This is a genomic window from Flavobacterium notoginsengisoli (assembly GCF_042686225.1).
Taxonomy (GTDB): Bacteria; Bacteroidota; Bacteroidia; order Flavobacteriales; family Flavobacteriaceae; genus Flavobacterium; species Flavobacterium notoginsengisoli.
Genome location: NZ_JBHUOT010000001.1, coordinates 587,186 through 612,733, shown reverse-complemented (window position 1 = coordinate 612,733; position 25,548 = coordinate 587,186). Strand labels below are relative to the sequence as shown.

General features: G+C 32.9%; 25 protein-coding genes. 11 read left to right on the top strand and 14 right to left on the bottom strand.

Features of this window, described 5'->3' with window-relative positions:
- Positions 1-61 precede the first annotated feature (61 nt).
- The gene (locus tag ACFS3A_RS02485; RefSeq protein ID WP_379823750.1) at positions 62-841 is read left to right on the top strand and encodes an NYN domain-containing protein; all 780 of its coding nucleotides are present in this window, start codon (positions 62-64) and stop codon (positions 839-841) included.
- A gap of 36 nt (positions 842-877) precedes the next feature.
- Positions 878-2,392 carry an FMN-binding glutamate synthase family protein gene (locus ACFS3A_RS02480; RefSeq protein ID WP_379823749.1) on the top strand — a complete coding sequence of 505 codons (1,515 nt, stop codon included), beginning with the start codon at positions 878-880 and terminating at the stop codon, positions 2,390-2,392.
- A 54-nt stretch (positions 2,393-2,446) separates the two neighbouring features.
- Here the strand turns inward: ACFS3A_RS02480 and ACFS3A_RS02475 are convergent, their stop codons facing one another.
- The 4 genes from ACFS3A_RS02475 to ACFS3A_RS02460 all read right to left on the bottom strand — a co-directional run bounded on the left by ACFS3A_RS02475 (position 2,447) and on the right by ACFS3A_RS02460 (position 5,482).
- Entirely contained in the window at positions 2,447-2,878 is a 432-nt protein-coding gene (locus tag ACFS3A_RS02475; protein WP_379823748.1) for a hypothetical protein, read from the bottom strand.
- Positions 2,879-3,131: 253 nt separating this feature from the next.
- Positions 3,132-3,536: a hypothetical protein gene (locus tag ACFS3A_RS02470; protein WP_379823746.1), complete on the bottom strand. Its 405-nt coding sequence runs from the start codon at positions 3,534-3,536 to the stop codon at positions 3,132-3,134.
- A 40-nt stretch (positions 3,537-3,576) separates the two neighbouring features.
- The gene (locus tag ACFS3A_RS02465) at positions 3,577-4,302 is read right to left on the bottom strand and encodes a hypothetical protein (RefSeq protein WP_379823745.1); all 726 of its coding nucleotides are present in this window, start codon (positions 4,300-4,302) and stop codon (positions 3,577-3,579) included.
- Positions 4,280-5,482, bottom strand: coding sequence for a glycoside hydrolase family 88 protein (locus ACFS3A_RS02460; RefSeq protein WP_379823744.1), 1,203 nt, complete (start codon positions 5,480-5,482; stop codon positions 4,280-4,282). The genes ACFS3A_RS02465 and ACFS3A_RS02460 overlap by 23 nt, the downstream gene beginning before the upstream one ends.
- Before the next feature lie 212 nt (positions 5,483-5,694).
- Between ACFS3A_RS02460 and ACFS3A_RS02455 the strand changes: the two genes are divergently transcribed.
- Entirely contained in the window at positions 5,695-6,078 is a 384-nt protein-coding gene (locus ACFS3A_RS02455; RefSeq protein ID WP_379823743.1) for a ribosomal maturation YjgA family protein, read from the top strand.
- Here the strand turns inward: ACFS3A_RS02455 and ACFS3A_RS02450 are convergent.
- Positions 6,059-7,837, bottom strand: coding sequence for an ABC transporter ATP-binding protein (locus tag ACFS3A_RS02450; RefSeq protein ID WP_379823742.1), 1,779 nt, complete (start codon positions 7,835-7,837; stop codon positions 6,059-6,061). The two genes, ACFS3A_RS02455 and ACFS3A_RS02450, sit on opposite strands and share 20 nt — an antisense overlap.
- Before the next feature lie 76 nt (positions 7,838-7,913).
- On the opposite strand from ACFS3A_RS02450, the gene ACFS3A_RS02445 reads away from it, so the two are divergent.
- The 3 genes from ACFS3A_RS02445 to ACFS3A_RS02435 all read left to right on the top strand — a co-directional run bounded on the left by ACFS3A_RS02445 (position 7,914) and on the right by ACFS3A_RS02435 (position 11,628).
- Complete coding sequence (locus tag ACFS3A_RS02445) at positions 7,914-8,492, top strand: non-canonical purine NTP diphosphatase (protein ID WP_379823741.1); 579 nt, start codon at positions 7,914-7,916, stop codon at positions 8,490-8,492.
- 204 nt (positions 8,493-8,696) lie between these two features.
- A complete protein-coding gene (locus ACFS3A_RS02440) occupies positions 8,697-10,604 on the top strand; it encodes a DEAD/DEAH box helicase (RefSeq protein WP_379823740.1) in 1,908 nt (635 codons plus the stop codon).
- Between the two features lie 250 nt (positions 10,605-10,854).
- A complete protein-coding gene (locus ACFS3A_RS02435) occupies positions 10,855-11,628 on the top strand; it encodes a carboxypeptidase-like regulatory domain-containing protein (RefSeq protein ID WP_109192590.1) in 774 nt (257 codons plus the stop codon).
- 66 nt (positions 11,629-11,694) lie between these two features.
- On the opposite strand, the gene ACFS3A_RS02430 is transcribed toward ACFS3A_RS02435, so the two are convergent.
- The gene (locus tag ACFS3A_RS02430) at positions 11,695-13,155 is read right to left on the bottom strand and encodes an aminoacyl-histidine dipeptidase (protein ID WP_379823739.1); all 1,461 of its coding nucleotides are present in this window, start codon (positions 13,153-13,155) and stop codon (positions 11,695-11,697) included.
- A gap of 207 nt (positions 13,156-13,362) precedes the next feature.
- Between ACFS3A_RS02430 and ACFS3A_RS02425 the strand changes: the two genes are divergently transcribed.
- Genes ACFS3A_RS02425 through ACFS3A_RS02415 form a run of 3 tightly spaced genes read left to right on the top strand, consistent with a single transcriptional unit; the run spans position 13,363 to position 15,602 of the window.
- On the top strand, positions 13,363-14,424 hold the full coding sequence (locus ACFS3A_RS02425; RefSeq protein ID WP_379823738.1) for a DUF3810 domain-containing protein: 1,062 nt from the start codon (positions 13,363-13,365) through the stop codon (positions 14,422-14,424).
- Between the two features lie 42 nt (positions 14,425-14,466).
- Positions 14,467-14,961 carry an RNA polymerase sigma factor gene (locus ACFS3A_RS02420; RefSeq protein WP_008462500.1) on the top strand — a complete coding sequence of 165 codons (495 nt, stop codon included), beginning with the start codon at positions 14,467-14,469 and terminating at the stop codon, positions 14,959-14,961.
- Positions 14,962-14,969: 8 nt separating this feature from the next.
- On the top strand, positions 14,970-15,602 hold the full coding sequence (locus tag ACFS3A_RS02415; RefSeq protein WP_379823737.1) for a hypothetical protein: 633 nt from the start codon (positions 14,970-14,972) through the stop codon (positions 15,600-15,602).
- Between the two features lie 129 nt (positions 15,603-15,731).
- Here ACFS3A_RS02415 and ACFS3A_RS02410 read toward each other — a convergent pair whose 3' ends face one another.
- Positions 15,732-16,541: a lysophospholipid acyltransferase family protein gene (locus tag ACFS3A_RS02410; RefSeq protein WP_379823735.1), complete on the bottom strand. Its 810-nt coding sequence runs from the start codon at positions 16,539-16,541 to the stop codon at positions 15,732-15,734.
- Between the two features lie 126 nt (positions 16,542-16,667).
- On the bottom strand, positions 16,668-17,318 hold the full coding sequence (locus ACFS3A_RS02405; RefSeq protein WP_379823734.1) for an NUDIX hydrolase: 651 nt from the start codon (positions 17,316-17,318) through the stop codon (positions 16,668-16,670).
- A gap of 92 nt (positions 17,319-17,410) precedes the next feature.
- Here ACFS3A_RS02405 and ACFS3A_RS02400 point away from each other — a divergent pair, with 92 nt between their 5' ends.
- Positions 17,411-17,851, top strand: coding sequence for a DUF4268 domain-containing protein (locus tag ACFS3A_RS02400; RefSeq protein ID WP_379823733.1), 441 nt, complete (start codon positions 17,411-17,413; stop codon positions 17,849-17,851).
- A 46-nt stretch (positions 17,852-17,897) separates the two neighbouring features.
- Here ACFS3A_RS02400 and ACFS3A_RS02395 read toward each other — a convergent pair whose 3' ends face one another.
- Genes ACFS3A_RS02395 through mnmA form a run of 4 tightly spaced genes read right to left on the bottom strand, consistent with a single transcriptional unit; the run spans position 17,898 to position 22,120 of the window.
- On the bottom strand, positions 17,898-18,308 hold the full coding sequence (locus ACFS3A_RS02395; RefSeq protein WP_379823732.1) for a hypothetical protein: 411 nt from the start codon (positions 18,306-18,308) through the stop codon (positions 17,898-17,900).
- A gap of 20 nt (positions 18,309-18,328) precedes the next feature.
- Positions 18,329-19,273: an NAD(P)H-dependent flavin oxidoreductase gene (locus ACFS3A_RS02390; RefSeq protein ID WP_379823731.1), complete on the bottom strand. Its 945-nt coding sequence runs from the start codon at positions 19,271-19,273 to the stop codon at positions 18,329-18,331.
- Positions 19,274-19,281: 8 nt separating this feature from the next.
- A complete protein-coding gene (locus ACFS3A_RS02385; RefSeq protein WP_379823730.1) occupies positions 19,282-20,892 on the bottom strand; it encodes a S8 family serine peptidase in 1,611 nt (536 codons plus the stop codon).
- Between the two features lie 40 nt (positions 20,893-20,932).
- On the bottom strand, positions 20,933-22,120 hold the full coding sequence (mnmA, locus tag ACFS3A_RS02380; RefSeq protein ID WP_379823728.1) for a tRNA 2-thiouridine(34) synthase MnmA: 1,188 nt from the start codon (positions 22,118-22,120) through the stop codon (positions 20,933-20,935).
- Positions 22,121-22,262: 142 nt separating this feature from the next.
- Here mnmA and ACFS3A_RS02375 point away from each other — a divergent pair, with 142 nt between their 5' ends.
- On the top strand, positions 22,263-24,140 hold the full coding sequence (locus ACFS3A_RS02375) for a PEP/pyruvate-binding domain-containing protein (RefSeq protein WP_379823727.1): 1,878 nt from the start codon (positions 22,263-22,265) through the stop codon (positions 24,138-24,140).
- On the opposite strand, the gene ACFS3A_RS02370 is transcribed toward ACFS3A_RS02375, so the two are convergent.
- Both ACFS3A_RS02370 and ACFS3A_RS02365 read right to left on the bottom strand, forming a co-directional pair.
- Positions 24,137-24,694, bottom strand: coding sequence for a DUF4956 domain-containing protein (locus ACFS3A_RS02370; protein ID WP_379823726.1), 558 nt, complete (start codon positions 24,692-24,694; stop codon positions 24,137-24,139). The two genes, ACFS3A_RS02375 and ACFS3A_RS02370, sit on opposite strands and share 4 nt — an antisense overlap.
- Positions 24,695-24,781: 87 nt before the next feature.
- A complete protein-coding gene (locus tag ACFS3A_RS02365; protein ID WP_379823725.1) occupies positions 24,782-25,510 on the bottom strand; it encodes a toxin-antitoxin system YwqK family antitoxin in 729 nt (242 codons plus the stop codon).
- Positions 25,511-25,548 lie beyond the last annotated feature (38 nt).

Here is a 25,548-nt window from a genome sequence, read left to right as displayed (position 1 = left end):
TTCTTATAAAAACCAATTTTAATTTTAACTTTGAGTATACTTAATTTCTAATATTGAAATAATGCCGTTAAGCAATTCAAAAGATTTAAAACTGGCTGTTCTGATTGATGCAGACAATGTGCCTTACAGCAATGTAAAAGGCATGATGGAAGAAATTGCAAAGTTTGGTACACCAACAACGAAAAGGATTTATGCCGACTGGACAAAACCGAATGCCAACGGATGGAAAGGCGTTCTGCTGGAACATGCCATTACGCCTATTCAACAGTATAGCTACACCGTTGGAAAAAATTCCTCGGATTCTGCTTTGATTATTGATGCAATGGATTTGCTGTATTCGGGAAAATTAGATGGTTTCTGTATTGTTTCCAGCGACAGCGATTTTACTCGTCTTGCTATTAGACTTCGCGAATCGGGAATGAAAGTAATTGGAATTGGAGAAAAGAAAACTCCAAATTCGTTTATTGTAGCCTGTGACCGATTTATTTATATTGAGGTTTTGGACGGAGCAACTCAAAAGAAAAAACCAAAAGTTGCTGCTGCTGATACCAAAAAACCTGTTGAAAAACCTGCTGAAAAAGCACTTCATAAAGTCGACAAACAAACTATTGAACTAATTGAAGCCACAATCGAAGATATAGAAGACGATGATGGCTGGGCTTTCTTAGGAGATGTTGGAAATTTGATCGTAAAGAAAAAACCGGAGTTTGACCCCCGAAATTATGGTTATTCCAAACTGACACCTATGTTAAAATCTTTGACTGATATCCTAGAGATTGATGAAAGAGAATCAGACAAAAAAGGAATCAAACACGTTTATGTACGTTTAAGATTCAACTAATTATCGCATTTATTACCTATTTAATTTTTTAAAAACATGAGAAAGAAATTCTTTATTTACGGATTCTTATTGTTTCTAATTGTTCTTGCAATTTACTATTACACAGGACGAGGTTATTTACTCGTATTTATTATTCCACTTTTGCTAATTGTAGGCGCTTACAATGCCTCTCAGGAAAAACATGCTATTTTAAGAAACTTCCCCGTTCTGGGTTATTTCAGATATTTGTTTGAAATGATTGCACCGGAAATTCAGCAATACTTTATTGAAAGATCTACAGATGGAAAACCCTTTTCTAGAAATCAGCGTTCCTTGGTTTACCAAAGAGCTAAAAATATTGATTCGACCACGCCTTTCGGAACACAATTAAACTTAAATACCGAAAACTACGAAGGAATAAAACATTCTATTTTCCCTGCAAAAGTCAATGAAGAATTACCTCGTGTTTTAGTTGGAGGAAAAGATTGCAAACAACCTTATTCAGCTTCTTTATTTAATGTTTCGGCAATGAGTTTTGGTTCGTTAAGCGAACATGCTGTTCGTGCTATCAATATTGGAGCTAAAAAAGGAAACTTTTACCAAAATACAGGAGAAGGAGGTTTAACCGAATTTCATCTTGCCGGCGGAGGCGATATAACTTGGCAGATTGGTACAGGATATTTTGGATGCCGTGATGCAGAAGGAAATTTCAGCCCGGAAAATTTTGCTGAAAAAGCGAATCTTCCAAATGTAAAAATGATCGAAATTAAGCTTTCACAGGGTGCTAAACCAGGTCATGGAGGTGTTTTACCTGCGGCTAAAAACACAGAACAGATTGCAAAAATCAGAGGTGTTGTACCACACACTATGATTCTTTCTCCTCCTGGACATCATGCTTTTTCTGATGCTAAAGGATTAATTCATTTCATTAAACAATTACGTGATTTATCGAACGGAAAACCAATTGGTTTTAAGCTTTGTATTGGAAATACAGCCGAATTTGAAAACATCTGCCAGGAAATGATTAATGAAGATATCTATCCGGATTTCATAACAGTTGACGGGGCTGAAGGCGGAACTGGCGCCGCTCCTTTAGAATTTGCTGATGGTGTTGGAATGCCTTTTGAACCAGCTTTAATCTTTGTCAATCAAACTTTGGTTCGTTTAGGAATACGTGATAAAATGCGTATTATTGGAAGCGGAAAAATTATCTCCGGTTATTCTATTTTACATGCTGTAGCTCTTGGCGCAGATATGTGCAACAGTGCGAGAGGTTTTATGTTTTCTTTAGGCTGTATTCAAGCCCTTCGTTGTCATAACAATGAATGTCCAACTGGAGTTGCAACACAAAATAAAATGCTGATGAAAGGTTTGGTTGTAACCGATAAGTCAGAACGTGTTTATCATTTTCATAAAAACACATTGCATTCAGCCAATGAACTTTTGGCAGCGGCAGGTAAAAGTAGTTTTGCAGATGTAGATATTAATATTTTTATGCGTGGCGATGAATTTGCTAATTTATCGGACATGTATTTCCCTGATAACCTTAAAAACGTTACGCAATTCTCCTAAAAACAAAAAAGCCTCTTCAGCAAACTGAAGAGGCTTTTTAACTTCTATTTCTAATTACAATTTTGCTGTCTCTTTATTGGGCTCTGCAGTTCCTTCTAAAACTGCTAATTCTTCTTTGTTTACTAACTGTTGTGCTAAAATAGCATTGTTGTACGCTAAAAAGTAAACATCAAAAGAAACTCCTTCATTAATTAAATCAGCTGAAATTTGATCATTCTTAATCATTTCTTTTAACAAATCTGGAAATGATTCTTTGTAGGCTGCTCTATTTTCATCTGTTTCTTCCAGGTTTGTTTCAATTCTAATTTCGATTTTGTTGTCATTTAGAAAAGCTTTTGCTGCTGTGCTTGTAATTCCGTGACCTTTTATCGAAGAAGAATTATTGTAGGTACTTACATGTTCCTGGATTTTCTGTTTAGTGTTTTTACAGCTGATTAAAAATAATGCGAAGGTTAGCACGAATGCGATTTGGGTAATTTTTTTCATAAATTATTGGTTTTATAGTTATTTTTTAACTCAAACATAATTAAATTATAACATAAAAACAACATTTAATCGACAAAAACCAACTCTTAATCGTTTGACAACAAATCATTTATACCCATAAAAAATATAAAATTGTAAGAATAAAAACACTCCTTACACACTAACCACTAAACCTCAAATACAAAAAAGTCTCTTTAAATCAAGTTTAAAGAGACTTCTAATATGTAAGAATTAAACGAACTGAAAATGAGTTTTATTTTAAAAAATCTTTTAAAGATTCTCCTTTTAAAATTTCTTTATCTAAAACCGTATTATCATCTGCCAGAAAATAAACATCAAACTGAACACCTTCCTCAATTAATTGTCTCGGAATCTGATCTTTATCAATCATCAATTTTATCAATTTTGGAAAAGAAATTACAGCAGCCGACTTATTGGCTTCATTTTGCTCTAAATTGGTTTCAAATCGCAGTTCGATTTTATCATCATTTATATAACCTCTAGCAGTTGTAAGCGTTACATCATCTGCCCTAAAACTTGGAGCGATTGTTTTATTATAAGTTACAACATATTCCTGGAGTTTTTGTTTGGTGTTTTTACAGCTTACAATTGACATTACAAGAATAATTGTAATCAAAATTTGTTTTATTTTATTCATTCTTTTTATTTGCTTTTTTGGTTCTGAAACATTTTAAATTCTATTTTTTTTGCTTTAAATTTTCTGCTAAAAATTCAAAAGCTTTTATTTTTAACTCTTTACCTGACAATTTATTACTCTCAAACTCAAAAAAAGTTAAAGATTCTTCTTTCTTATTGTGAAAATAAAAAACATAACCTCTAAACTGTTTATTCTTTTCAGACATTTTATATGAAATACCTTCGTCATTAATTACAATATCTTCTTGTCTGTAATTTTTTAAATCATTTTTGGTTTTCAAACTTTTAAAATTTCTTTCAACATTACCTTGAGCTTTAAAAGTATAAATAAAAACATTTAAATCTTCAACTGATTTAAATGCAGCACGCAAAGAATCATTGTAACTCTCTTTACTATAATAATCCTTAGGAATTTTTAATTGAGTATTAAAATCAATAAAAAGTATAGAATCATTTTTTACTTTATTCAGCCCGTAATTTCTCTTATCTACAAAGGACATTTTATCTAAGCTATTATAATCTAGATATAAAATAGTATTTGATATTGTATCTCGTGCCTTTTTTATATCTACTAGATGTTGTTGTGTTCTTCTTTCAGCTTCCTCAAGTGTCATTACATATGGACTAATATCTAAAAAAGGCTTCTTTATATCATTTTTATGAGAGTGATAATTAACAAATCTAATTATTCCGAAAGTAACCCTAAGAACAGCTAACGTAATTATAATAAAACTGAGAGCAAAACTAAGAACTCGCCTTTTTTTCATATTTTTTTATTTTCTCAAGTCTCAAAAGTGCTTCAAGATAATAATAATCTGCGTAATTTATAGAACAATCGATCTCACTATTTGCAGGTTTATGTCCCGTTGAATGTAATAAAAATGCAGAATTAACATCATGACTCTGATAATGATCAGAAAGTGAAACAATCATTTTTTTGGCTTTTGTCAAATATTCAGCCTTTAAATCCTTGTCTTTTGTGTATGAACTTAATTCTAAAAGTGCAGACGAAACAATGGCCGCCGCCGAAGCATCACGAGGTTCGTTAGGAATATTGGGCGCATTAAAATCCCAATACGGAACTAAATCTTCTGTAATCAATTTGTCTAAATAAACACGTGCTAATTTATGGGCAAAATCTAAAAACTTAACGTCTTTTGTTTCTCTGTACGTCATTGTAAAACCGTAAATCGCCCAAGCCTGACCACGCGCCCACATACTGTCATCATTATATCCCTGAGCTGTTCTTCCTTTTATTTTTTTACCGGTTTCGTAATCATAAATTATGACATGGTATGAAGTATTATCTGGTCTAAAATGATTTGCCATTGTAGTTTCGGCATGTTTTACAGCGATATCATATAAATTTTTATTTCCACCATTTTTTGAAGCCCAAAACAAAAGCTCCAAATTCATCATATTATCAATAATCGTATTATGGCCGCCCATTTTATTGTGAGGCCAGGACTGAATTGTTCCTACTTTTGGATTAAAAAGCGTTGCCAAAGTGTCGGCAGTTTTGAGAATAATTTCTTTATATTCCGGATTTTTGGTTAATCGATATCCATTTCCAAAACTGTTAAAAACCTGAAAACCTAAATCATGATCGCCTGCTTTGCTAACAGATAAAGGCGTTAAAAAACGACTGAATTTATCTGCTTCTTTTTCCCATTTTTTATCTTTGGTTGCCTCATATAAAAACCATAATTCTCCAGGCCAGAATCCACTTGTCCAGTCTTTATAGCCTACAAATTTCCATTCTTTGCTTCCATTTGGTACTGTTCGCGGAGAAGTTCCGTCATTTGGAATTACCTGTAATGTTTTAGAAGCTTGCACTGCGCAATATTCCAGCTGTTTTTTAATATTAAACGAATTGTTTTTTTGAGAATAACCTTGATTTCCTAAAAGAAACAAAGCAGTAATCAGGGTAAAAAATTTAGTATTCATTTGGTCGATAGTTTGTTTAATCGATAAATTTAGGAAATAAAGTGAATCAGTTGGGGTTTTGTATTTTTAGATGCCTAAAAGTGGATTATTGATGTACTATTTTGAAACATAAGATTTAGTTTGTCATTCCTCGTTCCTCGGAATGGCAAACTAGACTTAATTTCTTTTAGAATTTTAATATAAATTTGCTTTTAACTAAACCCTCTCTAAACTTGAAAAACCCAAGAATCTATTACACCTTAATTTTTCTCTCCATTATTTTTCTTGGAATCCTCTCCAGAAAAATTTCTTTTATACCATTATGGATTGGAGATTTTCTGTATGCTGTAATGATTTATTTTTTAGTTAGAATATTTCTTCCATTTAAAAATGCTATCTCAATTGCATGTCTTTCTCTATTGATTTGTTACGGAATTGAGTTTTTACAATTATATCAAGGCGAATGGATGATCGAACTTAGAAAAACACTTTTTGGAAGATATGTTTTAGGTCAGGGATTTTTATGGGAAGATATTATTGCATATACTTTTGGAATCCTTATAGCTTTTATTGCAGAAAAATTTACTTTGAATTTTCTCAATCGAAAGTCTGTGTAATTTTATCAATGTTTAAGCTGTTGGCCATTGCCATAAAAATTTGATAGTAGGTTCCTTTATTGTCATACAATTCGTCATGAGTTCCTTTTTCGACACATCTTCCTTTTTCTAAAACAATAATATTTGACGCATCAATTATTTGAGAAATACTATGCGAAATGATAATAACGGTTCTGTCTTTTTTAATTGCATCCAGAGATTTTTTAATTTGTTCGGTTGCAATAGCATCTAAACTTGCAGTTGGCTCATCCAGAAAAATAATTGGCGGATTTTTAAGAAAAAGCCTTGCAATTGCAATTCGCTGTTGCTGTCCTCCTGAAAGTAAATGTGCATCAGAATCATATCCTTTTGGCAATTGTATTACTTGTTCATGAATATAGGCCTGTTTTGCAGCCTCCACAACTTCTTCCTGTGAAGCTTCAGGATTTCCGTATAAAATATTCTCCGCGACGGTTCCTTTAAAAATATGGTTTTTCTGAAGTACCAAACCGATGTTTTTTCTAAGGAAATCGGTATCGTAATCTATTAAATCAACTCCGTCTAAAAAGATTTGTCCTGATGATGGGAGATAAAATTTATCTAACAAATTAATAATAGTACTTTTTCCTGCACCGCTTAATCCGACCAAAGCAGATGTTTCATTCGGTTTAACCGTAAAATTGATATCGTATAATGCCTGAGTTCCGTTTGGATATACAAAATCTACATTTTTTACTTCTATTAATCCAACAATTTTTTCCGGAATATAATTACCGCTGGTTTCCGTTTCGTGCTCTGCTTCTAAAATATCAAAAAATCCTTCCGAATAAATTAAAGCATCATTTACTTCATCATAAATACGATGCAGCTGTCTAATTGGCGACGAAACATTATTAAACAGCATTATATGAAACATAATGGCGCCAATTGTCATTTGATTATTCAAAACGAAATAAGCGGTCAGAATTATTATAATCACAACTCCAATCTGTTCTACAAAACTTTTAATACTTTCAAAAATAAAACTGGTTTTACGAGTCGCCAACTGATTTTCGGTCATTTCATACTGAATCTTTTCATGACGATCTGCTTCTGTAGATTCACGGACAAAAGATTTAATAACTGTTATCGATTCAATTAAACTGATTATTCCGTTGTTTTTAGTTTCGCGGTAATTACGCATTCTTCGTCGGAATCCGCTTAATCTCGTTGCCTGCAACTGACTGATGTAAAAATAAATCGGAACAATACACAAACTTACCAGACCCACATAAACATTGGCATAAAACATAATTACCAAGGCCACGAAAGCATTGGCAAATAAGGGTAGTATATCAATAAAAAAGTTTTGTACTAATCGAGTTAAACTACTAATTCCTGCATCAATTCTAGTCTGAAGTTTTCCACTTTCATTTTCGTCAGAAGTGTAAAATTCCATTCTGTAGCTTAGAATTTTTTCGACTATGGTTTGAGAAATATCACGGGTAATAAAAATTCGGAGTTTTTCTCCATAGAATTTCTGACCAAATTGCACGACTGAATTAACCAATTCTTTAGTTAACAACACAATACTTATAATTCCCAAAAGATGAAATCCTTTTGACAATGGTTCGTGCGCCACCATCAAATTATTAATGGTATCGACTGTATATTTTAAAATTACAGCATTTACCTGTGCTGCAAAAGATCCTAAAAACGTGAGTAGTAAAGTTGCAATTACCATTTTTCGATACGGCTTTACAAAAGGCAGGATTTTTTTATAAAGTACTGATAATTGCATTTATTTGAATTTTAGGTAACATATCAAATATAAGAATTCTAAATTTGTGTTGAAAATCATTTAAACACTTAATGCTATGAAACTCGTTTTCGCTTCAAATAACAAAAATAAAATCGCAGAAATACAAAGTATGCTTCCGGAAAGCATCAAAATTTTAAGTTTAGAAGATATTAATTGTTTTGAAGATATTCCGGAAACTGCTGATACCATTGAGGGAAATGCTATTTTAAAAGCAGATTATGTAACCAAAAAATATGGTTATGATTGTTTTGCAGATGACACTGGTTTAGAAGTTCAGGCTTTAAACGGCGAACCCGGAGTGTATTCTGCCCGATATGCAGGCGAGCAAAAAAATGCAGATGACAATATGAACAAACTTCTTGAGGCATTAAAAAATGAAGAAAATAGAAAAGCTCAATTTAAAACCGTTATCACTTTAAATCTTAACGGAAAACAATATTTATTTACAGGAATTGCAAAAGGCGAAATAACATTAAGCAAAACGGGGACTAATGGTTTTGGATATGATCCAATTTTTAAACCTGAAAATTTCGACAAAACCTTTGCAGAACTGCCATTGGAGACAAAAAATGCAATAGGTCATCGCGGAAAAGCGGTTCAGCAACTAATTGATTTCCTGAACGCCACAAAATAATTGTTTAAAATACAACATTTTAATACTTAAATTTTACATTTTAAGACGTGTTTTTGGGGCAAATTCGTGATTTCTTGCAAAAAATCATTTTACTCAAATCGTAACTTTTTGATAATCAAATCATAACAAATACATAATTCTTGAAATTGCATTAGTTTATCTGAATAATTAACAGTAATTTTGCACCCTATTTTAAAAACACATATGAATAAATTTGAACAATTAGGATTAAATGAATCGTTACTGAAGGCGATTTTAGATCTAGGATTTGAAAATCCGTCAGAGGTACAGGAAAAGGCGATTCCCCTATTATTGGAAAAAGACACGGATATGGTTGCGTTGGCTCAAACAGGGACAGGGAAAACGGCAGCTTTCGGTTTTCCGCTAATTCAAAAAATTGATGCCGACAACAGAAATACACAAGCATTAGTTTTATCGCCAACACGCGAGTTATGTTTACAGATTACTAACGAACTTAAAAACTACTCTAAATACGAAAAAGGTATTAATGTGGTAGCAGTTTACGGAGGAGCTAGTATAACAGAACAAGCAAGAGAAATAAAGAGAGGAGCACAAATTATTGTGGCAACTCCAGGAAGAATGCAAGACATGATCAACAGAGGTTTAGTTAACATTAAAAACATAGATTACTGTGTTTTGGATGAGGCTGACGAAATGTTAAACATGGGATTCTATGATGATATCGTATCTATTTTATCAGATACTCCAAACGAAAAAAGCACATGGTTGTTTTCTGCAACTATGCCACAAGAGGTTGCGAGAATTGCAAAACAATTCATGAGCGAACCATTAGAAATCACTGTTGGAACAAAAAATTCAGGTTCATCAACAGTTTCTCACGAATTTTATTTAGTTAACGCTCGTGATCGTTATGAAGCTCTAAAACGTTTAGCTGATGCTAACCCGGATATTTTCTCTGTAGTTTTCTGTCGTACAAAAAGAGACACTCAGGCTATTGCTGAGAAGTTAATTGAAGATGGATATAGCGCCGCTGCGTTACATGGAGATTTATCTCAGGCGCAACGTGATGGAGTAATGAAATCGTTCCGTGGAAGACAAATTCAGATGCTTGTTGCTACTGACGTTGCTGCACGTGGTATTGACGTTGATAATGTAACTCACGTTGTAAACTACCAATTACCTGACGAAATCGAAACATACAACCACCGTTCTGGTCGTACCGGTAGAGCTGGAAAATTAGGTACTTCTATTGTAATTGTTACAAAAAGCGAGTTACGTAAAATTTCTTCTATCGAAAGAATTATCAAACAAAAATTCGAAGAAAAATCTATTCCGTCCGGAATTGAAATCTGCGAAATTCAGTTATTACACTTAGCAAACAAGATTAAAGATACTGAGGTTGATCACGAAATTGACAACTACTTACCAGCAATTAACAATGTTCTTGAAGATTTATCTAAAGAAGAATTGATTAAAAAAATGGTTTCAGTAGAATTTAACCGTTTCATCGCTTATTACAAAAAGAACAGAGATATTTCTACTCAGTCTTCAGACAGACGTGAAAGAGGTGATTCTGAGCCAAGAGAATTCAATAATAACGGAGCAGTTCGTTATTTCGTAAATATAGGTTCAAGAGACAACTTCGACTGGATGTCATTAAAAGATTACTTGAAAGAAACATTAGATTTAGGTCGTGATGATATCTTTAAAGTTGACGTAAAAGAAGGATTCTCTTTCTTCAATACTGACCCACAATTCACAGACAAAGTAATGGACGTTTTAAACAACGTACAATTAGAAGGTCGTCGTATCAATGTTGAAATTTCTAAAAATGATGGCGGCGGAAGACGTGACCACAACAACCGTGGCGGAAGACGTGATTCTGGCAGAAGAGAAGGAAACTTTGCTCCAAGACGTGAAGGCGGATTTAGAAGCGACAGAAACTCTTCAAGAGACGGAGGTTCACGCGAAGGCGGATTCAGAAGTGATAGAAATTCATCTGCTCCAAGAAGAGAAGGTGGTTTTAGAAGTTCCGCTCCAAGAAACGAAAATAGTGGTTCTGACAGAGCCCCAAGACGTTCAGAAAACTTTGGCGACAGCTCAAGACCAAGAAGATCAAGGAGAGATTAATCATTCTATTTCTTAAAATACAAAATCCCAAATTCCAAATACAAATGGAACTTGGGATTTTTTTATGGCGGAAATTTTAGTCTTCATAAATGATTTATAATTCGAAACCCCATAACTTAATCTTCCCTATCCCTTTTTATTTAATACAAAAAAGCAATACTGAAGCCTTTGTTAATTTTCTTATAATTAAATTCCAAGACTGCAAGATATTTAATCCCTATTTACTACTTTTAGAGCTTTAAATCAGGATATGAAATATTTCGCAGTTTTCTTTTTTATTCTTATGGCCAATATTGGTTTTGCGCAAGATACGCAGCCAACAGTTCCTCAAAGAGTTTCAGGTTACATTATCAACGACAACAGCAAACAGCCTCTTGTAGGTGTAAACGTTATCAATACCAATAAAGTTCGCGGTGCAAAATCTGACGAAAAAGGGTATTTTGAAATTGACGTTCAGGTTAATGATACACTGCATTTTTCTATTCTTGGTTTTCAATCCCTAAGAATCAGAGTTACAAATGACTGGATCAAAAACAAAGTAACCCGAATTCAGCTTACCGAAAAAGCAATTGCCTTAGAAGAAGTTATCATTGCTCCTTTTACCTTAACAGGATATCTTGAAATCGACTCTAAATTAATTCCAACAAAAGAAAATTATCGTTACAGTATTTCTGGTCTTACTCAAGGTTATGAAGCTGGAGAATATGCTCCAAATGCTTTTGGTAAGGTTTTAGGATCCATCTTTAACCCCGCCGATATGCTCTATAATTTCTTTGGAAAAAATGGTAAAGAGCTGAAGAAGCTGAAGGAAATGAAAAAGGATGATACTGTAAGAACGCTTTTAGAATCGAAATACGATCGTGAAACAGTTGCGGTATTATTAGGCATCAGTAAAGATGAAATTCCCGAAATTATGCACCGCTGTAATTATTCTGATTCTTTCATCCAAACAGCAAACGATCTTCAAATCATGGATGCCATTAGTGCTTGTTATGAGCAATATAAAGTTCTTAAAAGAAATTAAAAAATACAATAAACTAAAAATCCCCAATTTAAAAATTGGGGATTTTTTTATATATAAAACTTAGAATTATTTTACTGGAATATTCTCTAAAATCTCCAATACAAATTTCCAGTATTTCTGAGCCGAAGAAATACTTGCTCTTTCATCTGGAGAATGTGCACCGTGAATAGTTGGTCCAAAAGAAATCATATCCATATCCGGATAATTTGTTCCTAAAATTCCACATTCTAAACCAGCGTGACAAGCTACAACTTTAGGCTGCTCCCCATTTTGTTTTTCGTAAATCTCTTTTAAAACTTCTAAAATTTCAGAATTTACATTTGGTGTCCATCCCGGATAAGAACCTGAAAGCTCTACTTCGCATCCAACCAATTCAAATGCAGAACGTAATGAATTTGCTAAATCAAATTTTGAAGATTCAACAGAAGAACGCGTTAAACATCCCACTAAAATTTCTCCGTCTTTAACAACAACGCGAGCAATATTATTTGAAGTTTCAACCAAATCAGCCATATCAGCGCTCATTTTATACACTCCATTTTGAGCTGCATAAATTGCTCTGATGATCCCTTCCTGAACACCAAGATCCATTACTTTTTCAGGTAAATCACCTTTTACGATTTCAATAGTCAGGTTTGGTTCAGTTGTTTTATATTCTGCTTTGATATCAGAAATAATTTCCTGCATATCATACACATAAGCTTCGTCAAACATTTGAGAAATGATTACTTTGGCAACGCTTTCTCTCGGAATTGCATTTCGAAGACTTCCTCCGTTTATTTCAACAACCTGTAAACCAAAGTTTTCAAATCCATCAAACAATAAACGGTTCATAATTTTGTTGGCGTTTCCTAAACCTTTATGAATATCCATTCCTGAATGTCCTCCGTTTAAGCCTTTGACTGTGATTGTATATCCAACAGAACCTTCCGGAACTTCTTCCTCATGATATGTTCTTGTAGCTGTTACATCTATTCCTCCTGCACATCCAATATCAATTTCATCGTCTTCTTCAGTATCTAAATTCAATAAAATCTGACCTTGAAGAATTCCTCCTTTAAGATTTAAAGCTCCTGTCATTCCAGTTTCTTCATCAATTGTAAACAAAGCTTCAATCGCCGGATGCGGAATAGCTGTGCTTTCTAAAATCGCCATAATAGTAGCCACTCCTAACCCATTATCTGCACCAAGCGTTGTCCCGCGGGCACGAACCCAGTCACCGTCTACATACATGTCAATTCCCTGTGTATCGAAATCAAAAACAGTATCTGCATTTTTTTGATGCACCATATCCAAATGCCCTTGCATTACGATAGGCTTACGGTTTTCCATTCCCGGAGTCGCCGGTTTTCTTATAATTACATTTCTGATTTCATCTTCGAAAGTTTCCAGACCTAAACTGTTTCCAAAGTTTTTCATAAACTCGATTACACGTTCTTCTTTTTTAGACGGACGCGGAACTTCATTTAAATCTGCAAATTTATTCCAAAGTGCTTTTGGTTCCAGATTTCTTATTTCCTGACTCATTATATTTTGTTTGATGTTTAACAATTAAGAGCCTCAAAGTTACAAAGTTTAATTGCTTTTTTTGCCACGAATTATACGAATTAGCACAAATTATAATGGCTCTATAACGGATTAAATTTACAATTACTGAAAATTCGTGCAATTCGTTGCAAACATTTTTTAATCAGTCAAAATTGTAATTATATTTACGCAAATAAAATTTATACAGTGAAATCAAAATACATTCTCCCTCTATTTCTTTTAGTTCAAATTATCTTTTTAAGAATCCTTAGATACTTCCCGGATTACGTTGAAGGTTTTTACAGCAATAACATCTTTATTAGAATTTCCCACTTCTCAAGAGTAGCTTTGGGCAAAATTCCTTTTTCTCTTGGCGATTGTATTTATGCACTTCTAATTTTATCTATAATTGGATGGTTTTGGCAGATTAGAAAAACATGGAAAACAGAATGGAAAGATCATATTCTAAAAATCTTAAGTAAGATATCTGTCTTTTATTTTTTCTTTCATCTTCTTTGGGCTTTCAATTATTACCGAAAACCACTTTCTGATAAAATGGAAATCAAAAGAGAGTATTCTGATGCTGATTTTTATGCTTTTACAAAAAGATTAATCGCCAAAACCAACGAAATCCAATTTGCTATCACTAAAAATGATACTGCAAAAATTATTTTCCCTTACTCTCAGGCAGTTTCATTCGATATGATTTTGAATGGTTATGATAATCTAGCAAAAGAATATCCTTATTTTAAATACGAGACATTAAGCGTAAAAAAATCATTATTTAGCACTCCATTATCTTACATGGGATTTGGAGGTTATTTAAATCCGTTTACAAACGAAGCTCAAATTAATGATTTGCTTCCAATGTACAATTTTCCGCAAACCACAGCACACGAAATGGCTCATCAAATCGGTTTTGCCAGCGAAAATGAATGTAATTTTATTAGTGTTCTGGCTTCATTAAAAAATGACAATCTTTATTACAAATATGCTGGCTATAGTTTTACTTTACATTATTGTCTACGAATCTGGAAGTTTAAAAACGAGAAAGTTTTTAATCATTTAAAGAAATCAATTCATACAGGAATTTTAAAAAACTTCAAAGAAAGTCAGGATTTTAGTAAAAAGTATGATAGTTTTCTAGATGATGGTTTTTATTTTCTTTATGACAAATTTTTAAAATCAAACAATCAAAAAGACGGAATGGAAAGCTACAGTAAGTTTTTAGATTTAATGATTAATTATTATAAAACAAGAAAACTTTGATTTAACTGTAACAAAAATGATTTCATAACTACTAATACTTTTATGAGCGAAAATCTAGAACAGTCATTTGTTGCGCAATTGCAGGCAAATCAGAATATAATCCACAAGATTTGTAGATTATATACTGCTGGAGAAGACGCTCATAAAGATTTATTTCAGGAAATTACTATCCAGCTTTGGAAAGCTTATCCAAAATTTAGAGGAGACAGTAAATTTTCGACCTGGACTTATCGCGTTGCTTTAAATACCGCGATTACACTATACCGCAAAACCAAAAGAACTATTTCTACCGTAGATTACGAAAACCATCAGCATTTTGTAAAAGATGTGGATTATAATTACGAAGAAGAAGAACAGATAAAATTGATGTACAAAGCCGTTTACCAACTTAATGACATCGAAAAAGCATTAGTTTTTATGTATTTAGAAGACAAAGATTATCAAGAAATAGCTGAAACCCTGGGAATCAGCGAAGTGAATGCGCGCGTGAAAATGAACAGAATTAAAGGGAAACTTAAAAAAATACTAAATCCTTAAAAATTATTATGAAAGAACTGGATTTATTAAAAAAAGACTGGCAAAAGAACGCAGGTTCTTTTCAACAAATTTCTGAAAATGAAATCTACAAGATGATTCATAGAAAATCATCTTCTATTGTAAAATGGATTTTAATTATCAGTATTTTGGAAATTTCGTTTTGGACTTTTTCGAACATATTTATTAATACCGATGATGTTTTAAGAAAAATAAACCATCCTGAAATTGTAAAGGCTTTAGAGTTCCTAACCTACTTTAATTATGTTGTAGTTTTAATATTTGTTTATATTTTCTATAAAAATTACAAAACTATTTCAACCACAATAGCCACAAAATCTTTAATGAGCGCTATTTTAAAGACCAGAAAAACGGTTCAGTATTATGTTTGGTACAATTTAGGAATGATTGTAGTAACAGCAATTTTAAGCTTCTTTATTGCCTTTGTTTACAATCCGGATATGGAATTTCTTAGAGACAAATTAGCAATGAACGGAAAAGCAATGTTTGTTACAATGGGCATTCTGTTCTTAGTCATTTTAGGTTTCTTCGGATTGTTCTGGTGTTTTTACAGAGTAATTTACGGAACACTTTTAAGAAGATTATATGCGAATTATAAAGAATTGAAGAAGATAGACTTCTAAGATGCTAAGATTCTAAGTTGCTAAGATTCTAAGTTTTTTTAGCTTGATTATACCTGCTTGCAAGCGAGGTTTCGACTTCGCTCAGCCTGACAATTTTAAAACAAATCTAAACTCAGAAATCTAAAATTCCTAATAATCCCATTGTCTCAATTTGTTAAGTTCCTCCTGTACTTTTAGTTCTTCGGCAGGAATAACTTTTAAAAATGACGGATGCTGTTCGATTGCGTATTCTACTTTCTCAACAATTTCATCAATTGTATCATTTTCGTAATCGATCTTAAGTGGCTCTTTTATGATAAAAGACTGAAGGATATTTTTCTTTTTAAGGCGTAATCCTTTTTTATCAAATGATCTTCGGAAACCATCAATTACAATCGGAATTACAATTGGTTTATGCTGTTTGATAATATGAGCCGTCCCTTTACGAACAGGTTTAAATGATTTTGTAGTTCCTTGTGGAAAAGTAATTACCCAGCCATCTTCAAGAGCAATCCTAATGTTTTCAGTGTCATTTGGATTTACTTCACGTTTTTCAGTAACATCAACGCCTTTTGCACGCCAGGTACGTTCTACTGTAATAGCTCCAACATAAGCCAAAATTCGTGGCAATAAACCTGCCTGCATCGTTTCCTTTGCAGCAACATAATAAATATTCATTTTAGGCTGCCACAAGTACCCAATATTCTTAATGGTATCCTGACGTCCGCTTAAACTTGCGTTAAAGACATGAAACATCGCCACAACATCGGCAAAATAAGTCTGATGGTTCGATATAAATAAGACATTAGAGTCCGGGAGAGTTTTTATAATTTCAGATCCTTCAATCTGCAATTCGTTAAAACCTCTATATCTTCTATGCGTCATAGCACCCAAGATTCGGATTAACCATTTCTTGATGAATAATATATGCCCAAAAGGATTTCGTTTAAACAATCCCATAACTAATTGTATCTTATTTTTTGTTAGGTAGCAAACATACAAAAATTATTCTTTTAGCAATAGTTTTAAACATTTTCCCGGATTTAAAGTTATCCAAATGAATATCAAATTGTTAAATAAACATTTCTAGTTCTCTTTTTCAAATGTCTTTTTTAAGACATCTCTCAATTCGCTCAAAATCATTGCTGTTGCTCCCCAGACTACATGATTTTGAATATTAAATGCGGGAACTAAAATATTAGCTCCATAAGAAGTCGATAATCTGGCTTCTATAATAATTTCGTCATTCAGGAAAACTGATAAAGGTAGTTCTATAATTCCTGCAACTTCTCTAATATCAGGATAAAAAGAGAGTTCTTCTCTTGCAATTCCTAAAAAAGGATGTACCAAAAAATTACTCGGCGGGATATACATAGGAGAAAAGTTCTTAATAACCTCTATTTTCTCCCTTTCAATTCCTATTTCTTCATGAGTTTCTCTAAGAGCTGTATTTTCAAAATTAAAATCGTCTTTCTCAAACTTCCCTCCCGGAAAGGCAATTTGTGCAGAATGCACTCCTTCGTATGTATTTCGCACAATCAAAATCAGATGTGTTTTTTCCTGTTTTGGATAAAACAACATCATTACTCCTGCCATTCTTGGATTTAATGCATTTACATCAAGATTTTTTAATCCCTCTATACGCTCTTTTGGAGCCATTTTTAAATGCGATTCTACCGCTGGCAGTTCAATTGGAATTATATGAAGAACATATTTCAAAAAATCTTGAAAATTCATAATCAAAGCTTATTTTTGTACTTTCAAATAAAACATAAATATACTCCAGAAAACGCAGTACCGCAAGTTTTCTAAAATTAAAGCCTTAAAAAATGTACAGCAGAGAAGAATCACAAAGAATTAAAAGAGAATTTTGGGTAGCTTTTGCCGAAAAGTATCCAAGAAAATGGGTTCTTTATGATACCAAAATCAAAGACTTTTCTTTTAAGTTTTTTGTTGACAATAAAAAAGCACAGGTTTTAATTGATATTGAACACCGAAGCGACGAAAAACGTAATGCTTATTTTGAAAAACTGGAAGCGCTAAAAAGTATTCTTGAAGAGGAATTTATTAAAGATTTGGTTTTCGAAAAAAACTATACACTGGAAAGTGGTAAAACCATCAGCCGAATTTGGGTTGAAAAAACCGGAGTAGGTTTTAGCAATCGAAACAATTGGGATGCTATTTTTGATTTCTTTAATGAAAACATGCATGCACTTGAAATGTTCTATTTAGAATATGATGAATTTATTAAAGACATAGATTCTTTATAGTCTTTAAGATAAAAAAAACAAAAACCAATAATAGGTTTTTGTTTTTTTAAACAGTAATTATATTATAAACGATAATATGATCATCATAGTTGATATAAAGCTGTTTTCTGAAGTCTTGTTTTTTACGCGTAATAATTGAAAGCTTACATTCTTTTCCGTCATTATCTTTACACATAAAAGAATACACAATATCGGTATCATTTTCTTCACGCTCAATATAATCCAGAATATTGAAAAGTTGAATTTCCTGAGAATATACCACGATTCTATGTTTATTAGTATCTAAAACTACCGAAAGATTGACTAAATCAAGATTGGACCATTCGCCCCATTTCCCTCTTTCATTTTTTTGCAAGACACTAAATCCGGAAGTTTTAAAATGATATGACTGACTCTGAACTTGTTGCAATCCAAAAACTAAAAAAAATAATACAATATAAGCGCGTAGGGAATTCATAAAATATTTCTTGCAGATAATTAAAACTCAAATGTAGCCTTTTCTTCGCACGCAGCTTTAAAATCAGACATCATTTCTTGAACAATTTGTTCTACTGGTAAAATTTCATGAATAAGTCCGGCAATTTGTCCAATTTCCAATTCTCCTTCTTCCAGATCTCCTTCAAACATTCCTTTTTTGGCTCTGGCCCTTCCTAAAAGCTGAACTAAATCTTCTTTTGAGGGACATTTTTCATATAAAGCCTTAACATCATTATAAAATTTATTTTTTACCAATCGAACAGGAGCTAATTCTTTCAATGTCAATTGAGTGCCCCCTTCCTGAGTATTAACTATCGTTTCTTTAAAATTATTGTGTGCAGAAGACTCTAAAGAAGCTGCAAAACGACTTCCAACCTGTACACCATCAGCACCCAGAACCATTACAGCTAACATACCTCTTCCTGTAGCGATTCCTCCTGCAGCTATTAAAGGAATTTTAATTTTTTCTTTCACCATCGGAATTAAAGTCAGCGTGGTGGTTTCTTCGCGTCCGTTATGTCCACCTGCTTCAAAACCTTCTGCTACAACAGCATCAACACCTGCTTCTTGTGCTTTTAAAGCAAAAACACTACTACTTACTACATGCACAACAGTTATCCCTTTTTCTTTTAAGAATGAAGTCCATGTTTTAGGATTTCCGGCCGAAGTAAAAACGATTTTCACCTCTTCTTCCACTACGATATCCATAATTTCTTCAATGTTAGGATATAACATTGGAATATTAACTCCAAAAGGTTTATCGGTTGCTTTTTTGCATTTCTGAATATGTTCTCTTAAAACTTCTGGATACATCGAACCTGCACCAATGAGCCCTAAACCTCCTGCATTACTTACTGCTGAAGCTAATTTATAACCGCTGTTCCAAATCATTCCGCCCTGAATTATTGGATATTTTATATTAAAAAGTTGGGTGATTTTATTCATTAAAAAAATTATTGTTTTAGTATCTTTCCTGTTTTATGCAGATTATCGGCATCAAAACTATAAAAGTAAAGACCGCTTTGTAAGGTCTGCAAAGAAAGAACGGGATTCGAATTATTTATTTTTTCTTCTATTAATTTCTGACCTAAGACCGAATAAATTGTCACAGAAGCAGTATTAGTTTCATTTAAAAAAGAAAAAGTAACTGTATTTTTTACCGGATTAGGATAGACCGAAAAAGCAGCTTCTGCTATAAAATCATCGACACTTAAAGTAGTTCCAAAATTAGGGATTCCATAACCGTAATTATTATCCGGATTTGAATATCTGTCAGCAGAAGCCAGAATCATTTGCCTGATTTCTTTATTTGTTTTCGACGGAAAAGCCTGCCATAAACAAGCAGCCATTCCTGCCATGATTGGACACGAAAAAGAAGTTCCGTTTGCTGTACCAATATTCCCATTCGCATCAGAAACTACAACTAGTGTCCCTTGCGCCATAATATCCGGTTTTATTCTACCATCATAACTTGGACCAATTGAACTAAATCCGGATTGCACTTTAGAAGCTGTGACAGAACCAATTGCTAACACCGAAACAGCATCTGCAGGAGCTCCAATATGTTTTTCTACCTTGGTACCTTCGTTTCCAGCTGACGCCAAAACTAAAATTCCTTTGCTAAATGCTGTTTCTGCTCCACGCGAGATAAAAGTAGTAATGCCGTTCATATCGCTATAAGTATGATTATACCTAACTTCATCACGATAAAGAAAATATCCTAGTGAAGTTGTGATGATATCAACACCCAAAGCATCTGCTTTCTCTGCTGCTTCGACCCAAAGGGATTCTTCCAATGGATTTTCCTGACCATCAATTTCTGTAATAAAAAGGTAATAAGAAGCATTTGGAGCTGTTCCTATCAAAGCATTTTCTTTATAGCCACCCATTGTCGAAAGGACAGAAGTTCCGTGATTGCCTCCTGCATAAAAATTAGCATTTCGTGTAGTATAATCGTAACCTCCTAAAATTTTATTATTGTTTCTAAGATTTTCGAACGGCTGAACTGTATTTACGCCTGAAAAACCATCATCCAAAACTGCGATAATTTTCCCTTCTCCCGTATAATTCTGTTGATGTAAAACCTGACCATTCAGCATTTGAATTTGATTGGCAGAATTGCCATAAGCATAATTCACTGCCGTCTCTAATTTATCTTTAGTTTGATCCGTTGAAGTTTCAGAAAATCTTTTTCTTGTAGTTGTATTTAAAGTTCTATCTGCAAATTCTACTTTCTGCACAAAAGCTAAAGCTTTCAAAGCATTAATATTTGCCTGCGTACCACGAATATGAAGTGCGTTAAGCCATTTAGACTGAGCCATAACTGTTATTCCGGTACTCGCTTTAATCTGGTCAACGTATGAGGTTTCCAAAGGAGCATCGGTAATATCCAAAGCAATATTTTGGTTTGTTCTTCGATCTAAAGCTTTCTGAGAAAGTTCTGTCAACGGATTATTGAAGAACAATTGCGCATTAGGTTTAGCATTAAAGTAAACCCATGCTTCTTCTTGCCCAAATACCGTAAATGAAAGAAGTATTAAAAGAAAAGTAAAGTTATATCTCATAGCATACTTTTATGGAATCTCTTCCAAATAAAGTATAAAGCTAAGAAATTACTCCCGAACCAACTAATTCATTTCCTAAATACCAGGCTACAAATTGTCCTTCTGTAATAGCCGACTGAGGTTCTTCAAACTCTACATACATTCCGCCTTCAAATTGATGTAAAACAGCTTTCTGTAAAGGCTGACGATAACGAATTCTTGCCATTACTTCCATTTTTTCACCCGCTTTCAATGTCAAATCTTCTCTAATCCAATGTACTTCAGATTCTCCAACAAAAAGTGCTTTTTTGAACAATCCTGGATGCTGGCTTGATAAACCGGTATAAATAGTATTAGTTTCAACATCTGTCGCAATTACAAATAAAGGATCTGTAGTTCCTCCTACATTCAGACCTTTTCTTTGTCCAACTGTAAAATAATGTGCGCCCTGGTGTTTTCCAACTACTTTTCCCATAGTTGGAAGATATCCTAATTTTTGAGATTCTAATTTTAATCCTTCTTCTAAAGAAAGCTCACTTGTTTTTTCAACACTATAAATCGGATCGTTTTTATCGACCTGAATAATTTTACCCTCTTTAGGTTGTAATTTTTGTTGTAAAAATTCAGGAAGTCGAACTTTTCCAATAAAACATAAACCTTGAGAATCTTTCTTTTCTGCAGTAACTAATTCCATTTCAGCAGCAATTTCGCGTACTTCAGGTTTCGTTAAAGCTCCAATAGGAAATAACGCTTTTGATAATTGTTCCTGAGACAATTGGCACAAAAAATATGATTGATCTTTGTTTACATCATTTCCGGCAATCAATTGATAAACCGTTTTTCCGTCCACTTCGATTTCGCTTTTTTGGCAGTAATGTCCTGTTGCCACATAATCTGCCCCAAGACTTAAAGCGATTTTCATAAACACATCAAATTTGATTTCGCGGTTACAAAGCACGTCAGGATTTGGAGTTCTTCCTTTTTCGTATTCGTTGAACATATAATCAACGATTTTTTCTTTGTATTCTTCACTCAAATCAACAGTTTGAAACGGTATACCCAGTTTTTCAGCAACAAGCAAAGCATCGTTACTGTCTTCCAGCCACGGACATTCGTTAGAAATAGTAACCGAATCATCATGCCAGTTCTTCATAAAAAGGCCAATAACTTCGTATCCTTGTTGCTGCAATAAATAAGCCGCAACACTAGAATCTACTCCACCGGAAAGTCCAACAACTACTCGTTTCATTTTGAAATGTTTAATTTTTTAAGGTTGCAAAGGTACACCAAATAATAGAAAATTTCACCATGGTTTTCATTAGTTTAAGCAATCCTGCAGTAGATAAAACTTATTACTTTTTTAATTACATTTAATCATTAATTTAAAAGACATGAAAAAATACATTTACAGCTTATTTTTCTTGTTTATCCTGACAACATTAAATGCACAACGATTTGTCTCTTCTTTAGCTGATTATGAGGCTTACAAAGCATTTAAAGGTAAACCTCTGTCTGATAAATTCTCGAATATCGAATCGGTAAAAGTGATTTATGACCTTCGAAAACAAAAAATGTATTATTTCAACAGTAGTTTAATTTTACTGCACTATGATTTTGCCGTTAATTATTTAGGCTACACTCCTGATTTAGAAATTTTCAATAATCGAAATTACAGCAATACAGAAAAAGACAGGGATTTTCTTCTCGGAAATTTAAATCACATCAAAGGAACAGATAAATGGATTTTTGAACTTGCTGCTTCAGATCACATGCCTATTACACTTATTGAACGTTTCTTTAACCTCGTAAAAAATTCCACTTTTATTGGCGGAAAATTAAAATTTTATCTGAATAATCCTGAGATGATGGAATGGCTTCAACAACAGAAATTCAAAATTCCATGTGTCAAATCAGATTATATTTTTGGCGAAATCAAATATCAGGAAGTCGTTCGGGGTACTAATATCGGAATCCTTAAAAAATACAATCTCAAAGAATTAGAAACTACAAAACCGAATCCCGATGAAATCATTATTTTAAACGGAACGCCGGATATTCTTCCGAATGTAAGAGGTATTATTGTTAATGAACTTCAGACACCTTTAAGTCATTTGGTTCTTTTAGGAAAAAACAGAAAGATTCCGATTATGGCTTATACCGATATTGAAAAAGACAACAATATCAAGAGATTACTTTCTAAAAAAGTAGAACTAAAAATTGCCGTCGATACTTTTTACATTAAAGAGACAACCAAAAAAATCACAACTAAAACGATCGGAAAAAAGAAAAAACTAATCATTGACAACACTATAACTGAATTGGTTAATTTGTCTCAAATCCCAAAAAGAGGTGTGAATTATATTGGTTCTAAAGCGCAGAATATGGCATACTTAATTGCCATATCAAAAGAAATTCCATTTAAAGTTCCGGAAAATGCTCATGCCATTCCGTTTTATTTTTATACCCAACATATTCAGAAAAAATCAATTTCCCCTTTAATAGCTGAACTTTTAGCTTTTCCGAAAAAAGATTCTACAATTTGGATTAATAATCAACTAAAAAAAATCAGGGAAGCCATTAAAAAAGAACCTGTTAATCCTGAATTAATTTCAAAATTGAATTTGGCTTTTAAAGAAGCTAAATTTAAAAACTTTAGATTCCGATCTTCAACCAATGCTGAAGATTTGGATGACTTTAACGGAGCCGGATTATACGATTCTAAAACAGGAATCTTTGGAGATTCCATTAAAACTTTTGAAAAAGCAATCAAACAAGTTTGGGCAAGTGTTTGGAACGAAGCTTCCTATAACGAAAGAGAACTTTTCGGAATTGATCAGCAGAATATTGCAATGGGCGTTTTAGTACATCGTTCTTTTCCTGATGAATTGGCTAATGGCGTTATTATTACTAAAAATCTTTTTAGAGAAAACTTTCCGGGAATTACAGTTAATGTTCAGAAAGGAGAAAACTCTGTCGTAAAACCGGAAAAAGGTGAAATTTGTGAGCAGTTTGTGGCTTATCATTTTAACGACGGAAAAAATGATACTGATTTTGATATTGATTACACTTCAAATTCTAATTTGAATAATAATGAACCTTTATTGAGCAGAAAAGAAATGAGCAACATTTTTAACGTCAGTAGAAAAATCGAAGAAAAAATGTATCGTTACTGGCGTAAAAACCAATTTCATCCTGTTGATATTGAATTTAAAATTGTCGGAGAAAAAAGAGATTTATATATCAAACAAGTTCGCCCCTTTAATGATTAATAGAAAACCAATAAATCTATTTCGTTTGCCGATGTATTAATTAAGACAATTCTAAAATCAAATTCATCAATTTTAATTTTCTGCTGAATTGTTTTTCGAATGAATTCCTGATTTAAAGAAAAATTATCGTCAAGCGGAATTTTCACATCGACTGAATTCAGATATTTTGAAGCTTTTTTGTTGACAATAATCGATGCCAAAATATAAAAACCAATAATGATTATTTGAAAAAACAGTAGTAATTCAATCTTTTCAAATGGATACATGATATCCAAAATTGAAAGCGTAATCGTAGCAAAAAGAAAGATTATCGCATTTACAGTAAATGATTGTGTTCTAAAACGAAGTATCGAAAAAATAGCAAATAATCCAAAACCAATTCCAACTCCGATTTCGATTTTCGTAAAAAGATAACAAAGCGAAAAAGTACAAAGTCCCACAATAACCATCAATGGATTAATGGTGGCGTTATCTTTTCTGTTGGAGAAAAAATACAAAACCAAAATCGAAAAAAACAAAAGTAGAAATCGTCCTAAAAGTTCGTTTAAATCCATAGGTCAGAATAAATTGGTTGCTCAAATGTAAACATTTTATTCTTTATCTTTTTGCTTTTTAAGCAATGAAAATCAGAACTGTATCTCTTATTGTTTTTTAGGCGCAGATCCTTTTTCAGAAGCTTTATTCGTATTTTTAGGATCACTCATATTTACTTCTTTTACCAATTTCCCTTTTTGATAAAACTGCCAGATTCCTGCTTTTTTGCCGTTTACAAACTTCCCCTTAGATGCCACCGAAGCATCTGATTCATAAAAAACAGCCTCACCGTTGTATTCATTATTTTTAAAAGTAGATTCTTCCAAAAGCGTTCCGTCTTGTCCTATCTTTTTATAAGCTCCTTCTTTTAAACCATTCTTGTACATCATCTCTTCTGCCACTTTTGCATTGGGATAATAAATAGTTTTCAAGCCTTCCAGCTTTCCGTTTTTATAATTTTCAGAAGTCATTAAAACCTTTGAAGCTTTATGGTAATATTTCCATTCTCCTTCACGGGATTTTCCTATTTCTTTTCCTTCACTAACTATGTTTTTATTTTGGTCATAAAAAATAGTATACGAACTCCCATCATTAGCACTAAAATCTCTTGTTGCGATTACATCTCCTTTTTTAGTATCATCAAAAAACTTAAAAAGCCCCGTTTCTTTTCCGTGATTAAAAGTTCCTTCATAACGTGGGCGCTTAGATTCGGTATAAGTACCTTTCCAAAGCCCATCTTTTTTTCCGGCAGCATCAACTTTATTAATATCTGTTTGTGCATTCAAAACCAATGCATTTAAGAATAGTAATCCAAGAATGATTTTTTTTGAGATCATAATATATTTTTTAAGCTTAACGAAAATCTGAATTATAA

Bases quoted from the DNA above. Each gene is read 5' to 3' on its own strand.
- ACFS3A_RS02450 (WP_379823742.1), bottom strand. From the start codon at position 7,837: ATGCAATTATCAGTACTTTATAAAAAAATCCTGCCTTTTGTAAAGCCG.
- ACFS3A_RS02375 (WP_379823727.1), top strand. From the start codon at position 22,263: ATGAAAAAATACATTTACAGCTTATTTTTCTTGTTTATCCTGACAACA.
- ACFS3A_RS02470 (WP_379823746.1), bottom strand. From the start codon at position 3,536: ATGAATAAAATAAAACAAATTTTGATTACAATTATTCTTGTAATGTCA.
- ACFS3A_RS02445 (WP_379823741.1), top strand. From the start codon at position 7,914: ATGAAACTCGTTTTCGCTTCAAATAACAAAAATAAAATCGCAGAAATA.
- ACFS3A_RS02485 (WP_379823750.1), top strand. From the start codon at position 62: ATGCCGTTAAGCAATTCAAAAGATTTAAAACTGGCTGTTCTGATTGAT.
- ACFS3A_RS02420 (WP_008462500.1), top strand. From the start codon at position 14,467: ATGAGCGAAAATCTAGAACAGTCATTTGTTGCGCAATTGCAGGCAAAT.
- ACFS3A_RS02440 (WP_379823740.1), top strand. From the start codon at position 8,697: ATGAATAAATTTGAACAATTAGGATTAAATGAATCGTTACTGAAGGCG.
- ACFS3A_RS02365 (WP_379823725.1), bottom strand. From the start codon at position 25,510: ATGATCTCAAAAAAAATCATTCTTGGATTACTATTCTTAAATGCATTG.
- ACFS3A_RS02395 (WP_379823732.1), bottom strand. From the start codon at position 18,308: ATGAATTCCCTACGCGCTTATATTGTATTATTTTTTTTAGTTTTTGGA.
- ACFS3A_RS02435 (WP_109192590.1), top strand. From the start codon at position 10,855: ATGAAATATTTCGCAGTTTTCTTTTTTATTCTTATGGCCAATATTGGT.
- ACFS3A_RS02400 (WP_379823733.1), top strand. From the start codon at position 17,411: ATGTACAGCAGAGAAGAATCACAAAGAATTAAAAGAGAATTTTGGGTA.
- mnmA (WP_379823728.1), bottom strand. From the start codon at position 22,120: ATGAAACGAGTAGTTGTTGGACTTTCCGGTGGAGTAGATTCTAGTGTT.
- ACFS3A_RS02390 (WP_379823731.1), bottom strand. From the start codon at position 19,273: ATGAATAAAATCACCCAACTTTTTAATATAAAATATCCAATAATTCAG.
- ACFS3A_RS02415 (WP_379823737.1), top strand. From the start codon at position 14,970: ATGAAAGAACTGGATTTATTAAAAAAAGACTGGCAAAAGAACGCAGGT.
- ACFS3A_RS02430 (WP_379823739.1), bottom strand. From the start codon at position 13,155: ATGAGTCAGGAAATAAGAAATCTGGAACCAAAAGCACTTTGGAATAAA.
- ACFS3A_RS02410 (WP_379823735.1), bottom strand. From the start codon at position 16,541: ATGGGATTGTTTAAACGAAATCCTTTTGGGCATATATTATTCATCAAG.
- ACFS3A_RS02370 (WP_379823726.1), bottom strand. From the start codon at position 24,694: ATGGATTTAAACGAACTTTTAGGACGATTTCTACTTTTGTTTTTTTCG.
- ACFS3A_RS02480 (WP_379823749.1), top strand. From the start codon at position 878: ATGAGAAAGAAATTCTTTATTTACGGATTCTTATTGTTTCTAATTGTT.
- ACFS3A_RS02385 (WP_379823730.1), bottom strand. From the start codon at position 20,892: ATGAGATATAACTTTACTTTTCTTTTAATACTTCTTTCATTTACGGTA.
- ACFS3A_RS02475 (WP_379823748.1), bottom strand. From the start codon at position 2,878: ATGAAAAAAATTACCCAAATCGCATTCGTGCTAACCTTCGCATTATTT.
- ACFS3A_RS02465 (WP_379823745.1), bottom strand. From the start codon at position 4,302: ATGAAAAAAAGGCGAGTTCTTAGTTTTGCTCTCAGTTTTATTATAATT.
- ACFS3A_RS02405 (WP_379823734.1), bottom strand. From the start codon at position 17,318: ATGAATTTTCAAGATTTTTTGAAATATGTTCTTCATATAATTCCAATT.
- ACFS3A_RS02460 (WP_379823744.1), bottom strand. From the start codon at position 5,482: ATGAATACTAAATTTTTTACCCTGATTACTGCTTTGTTTCTTTTAGGA.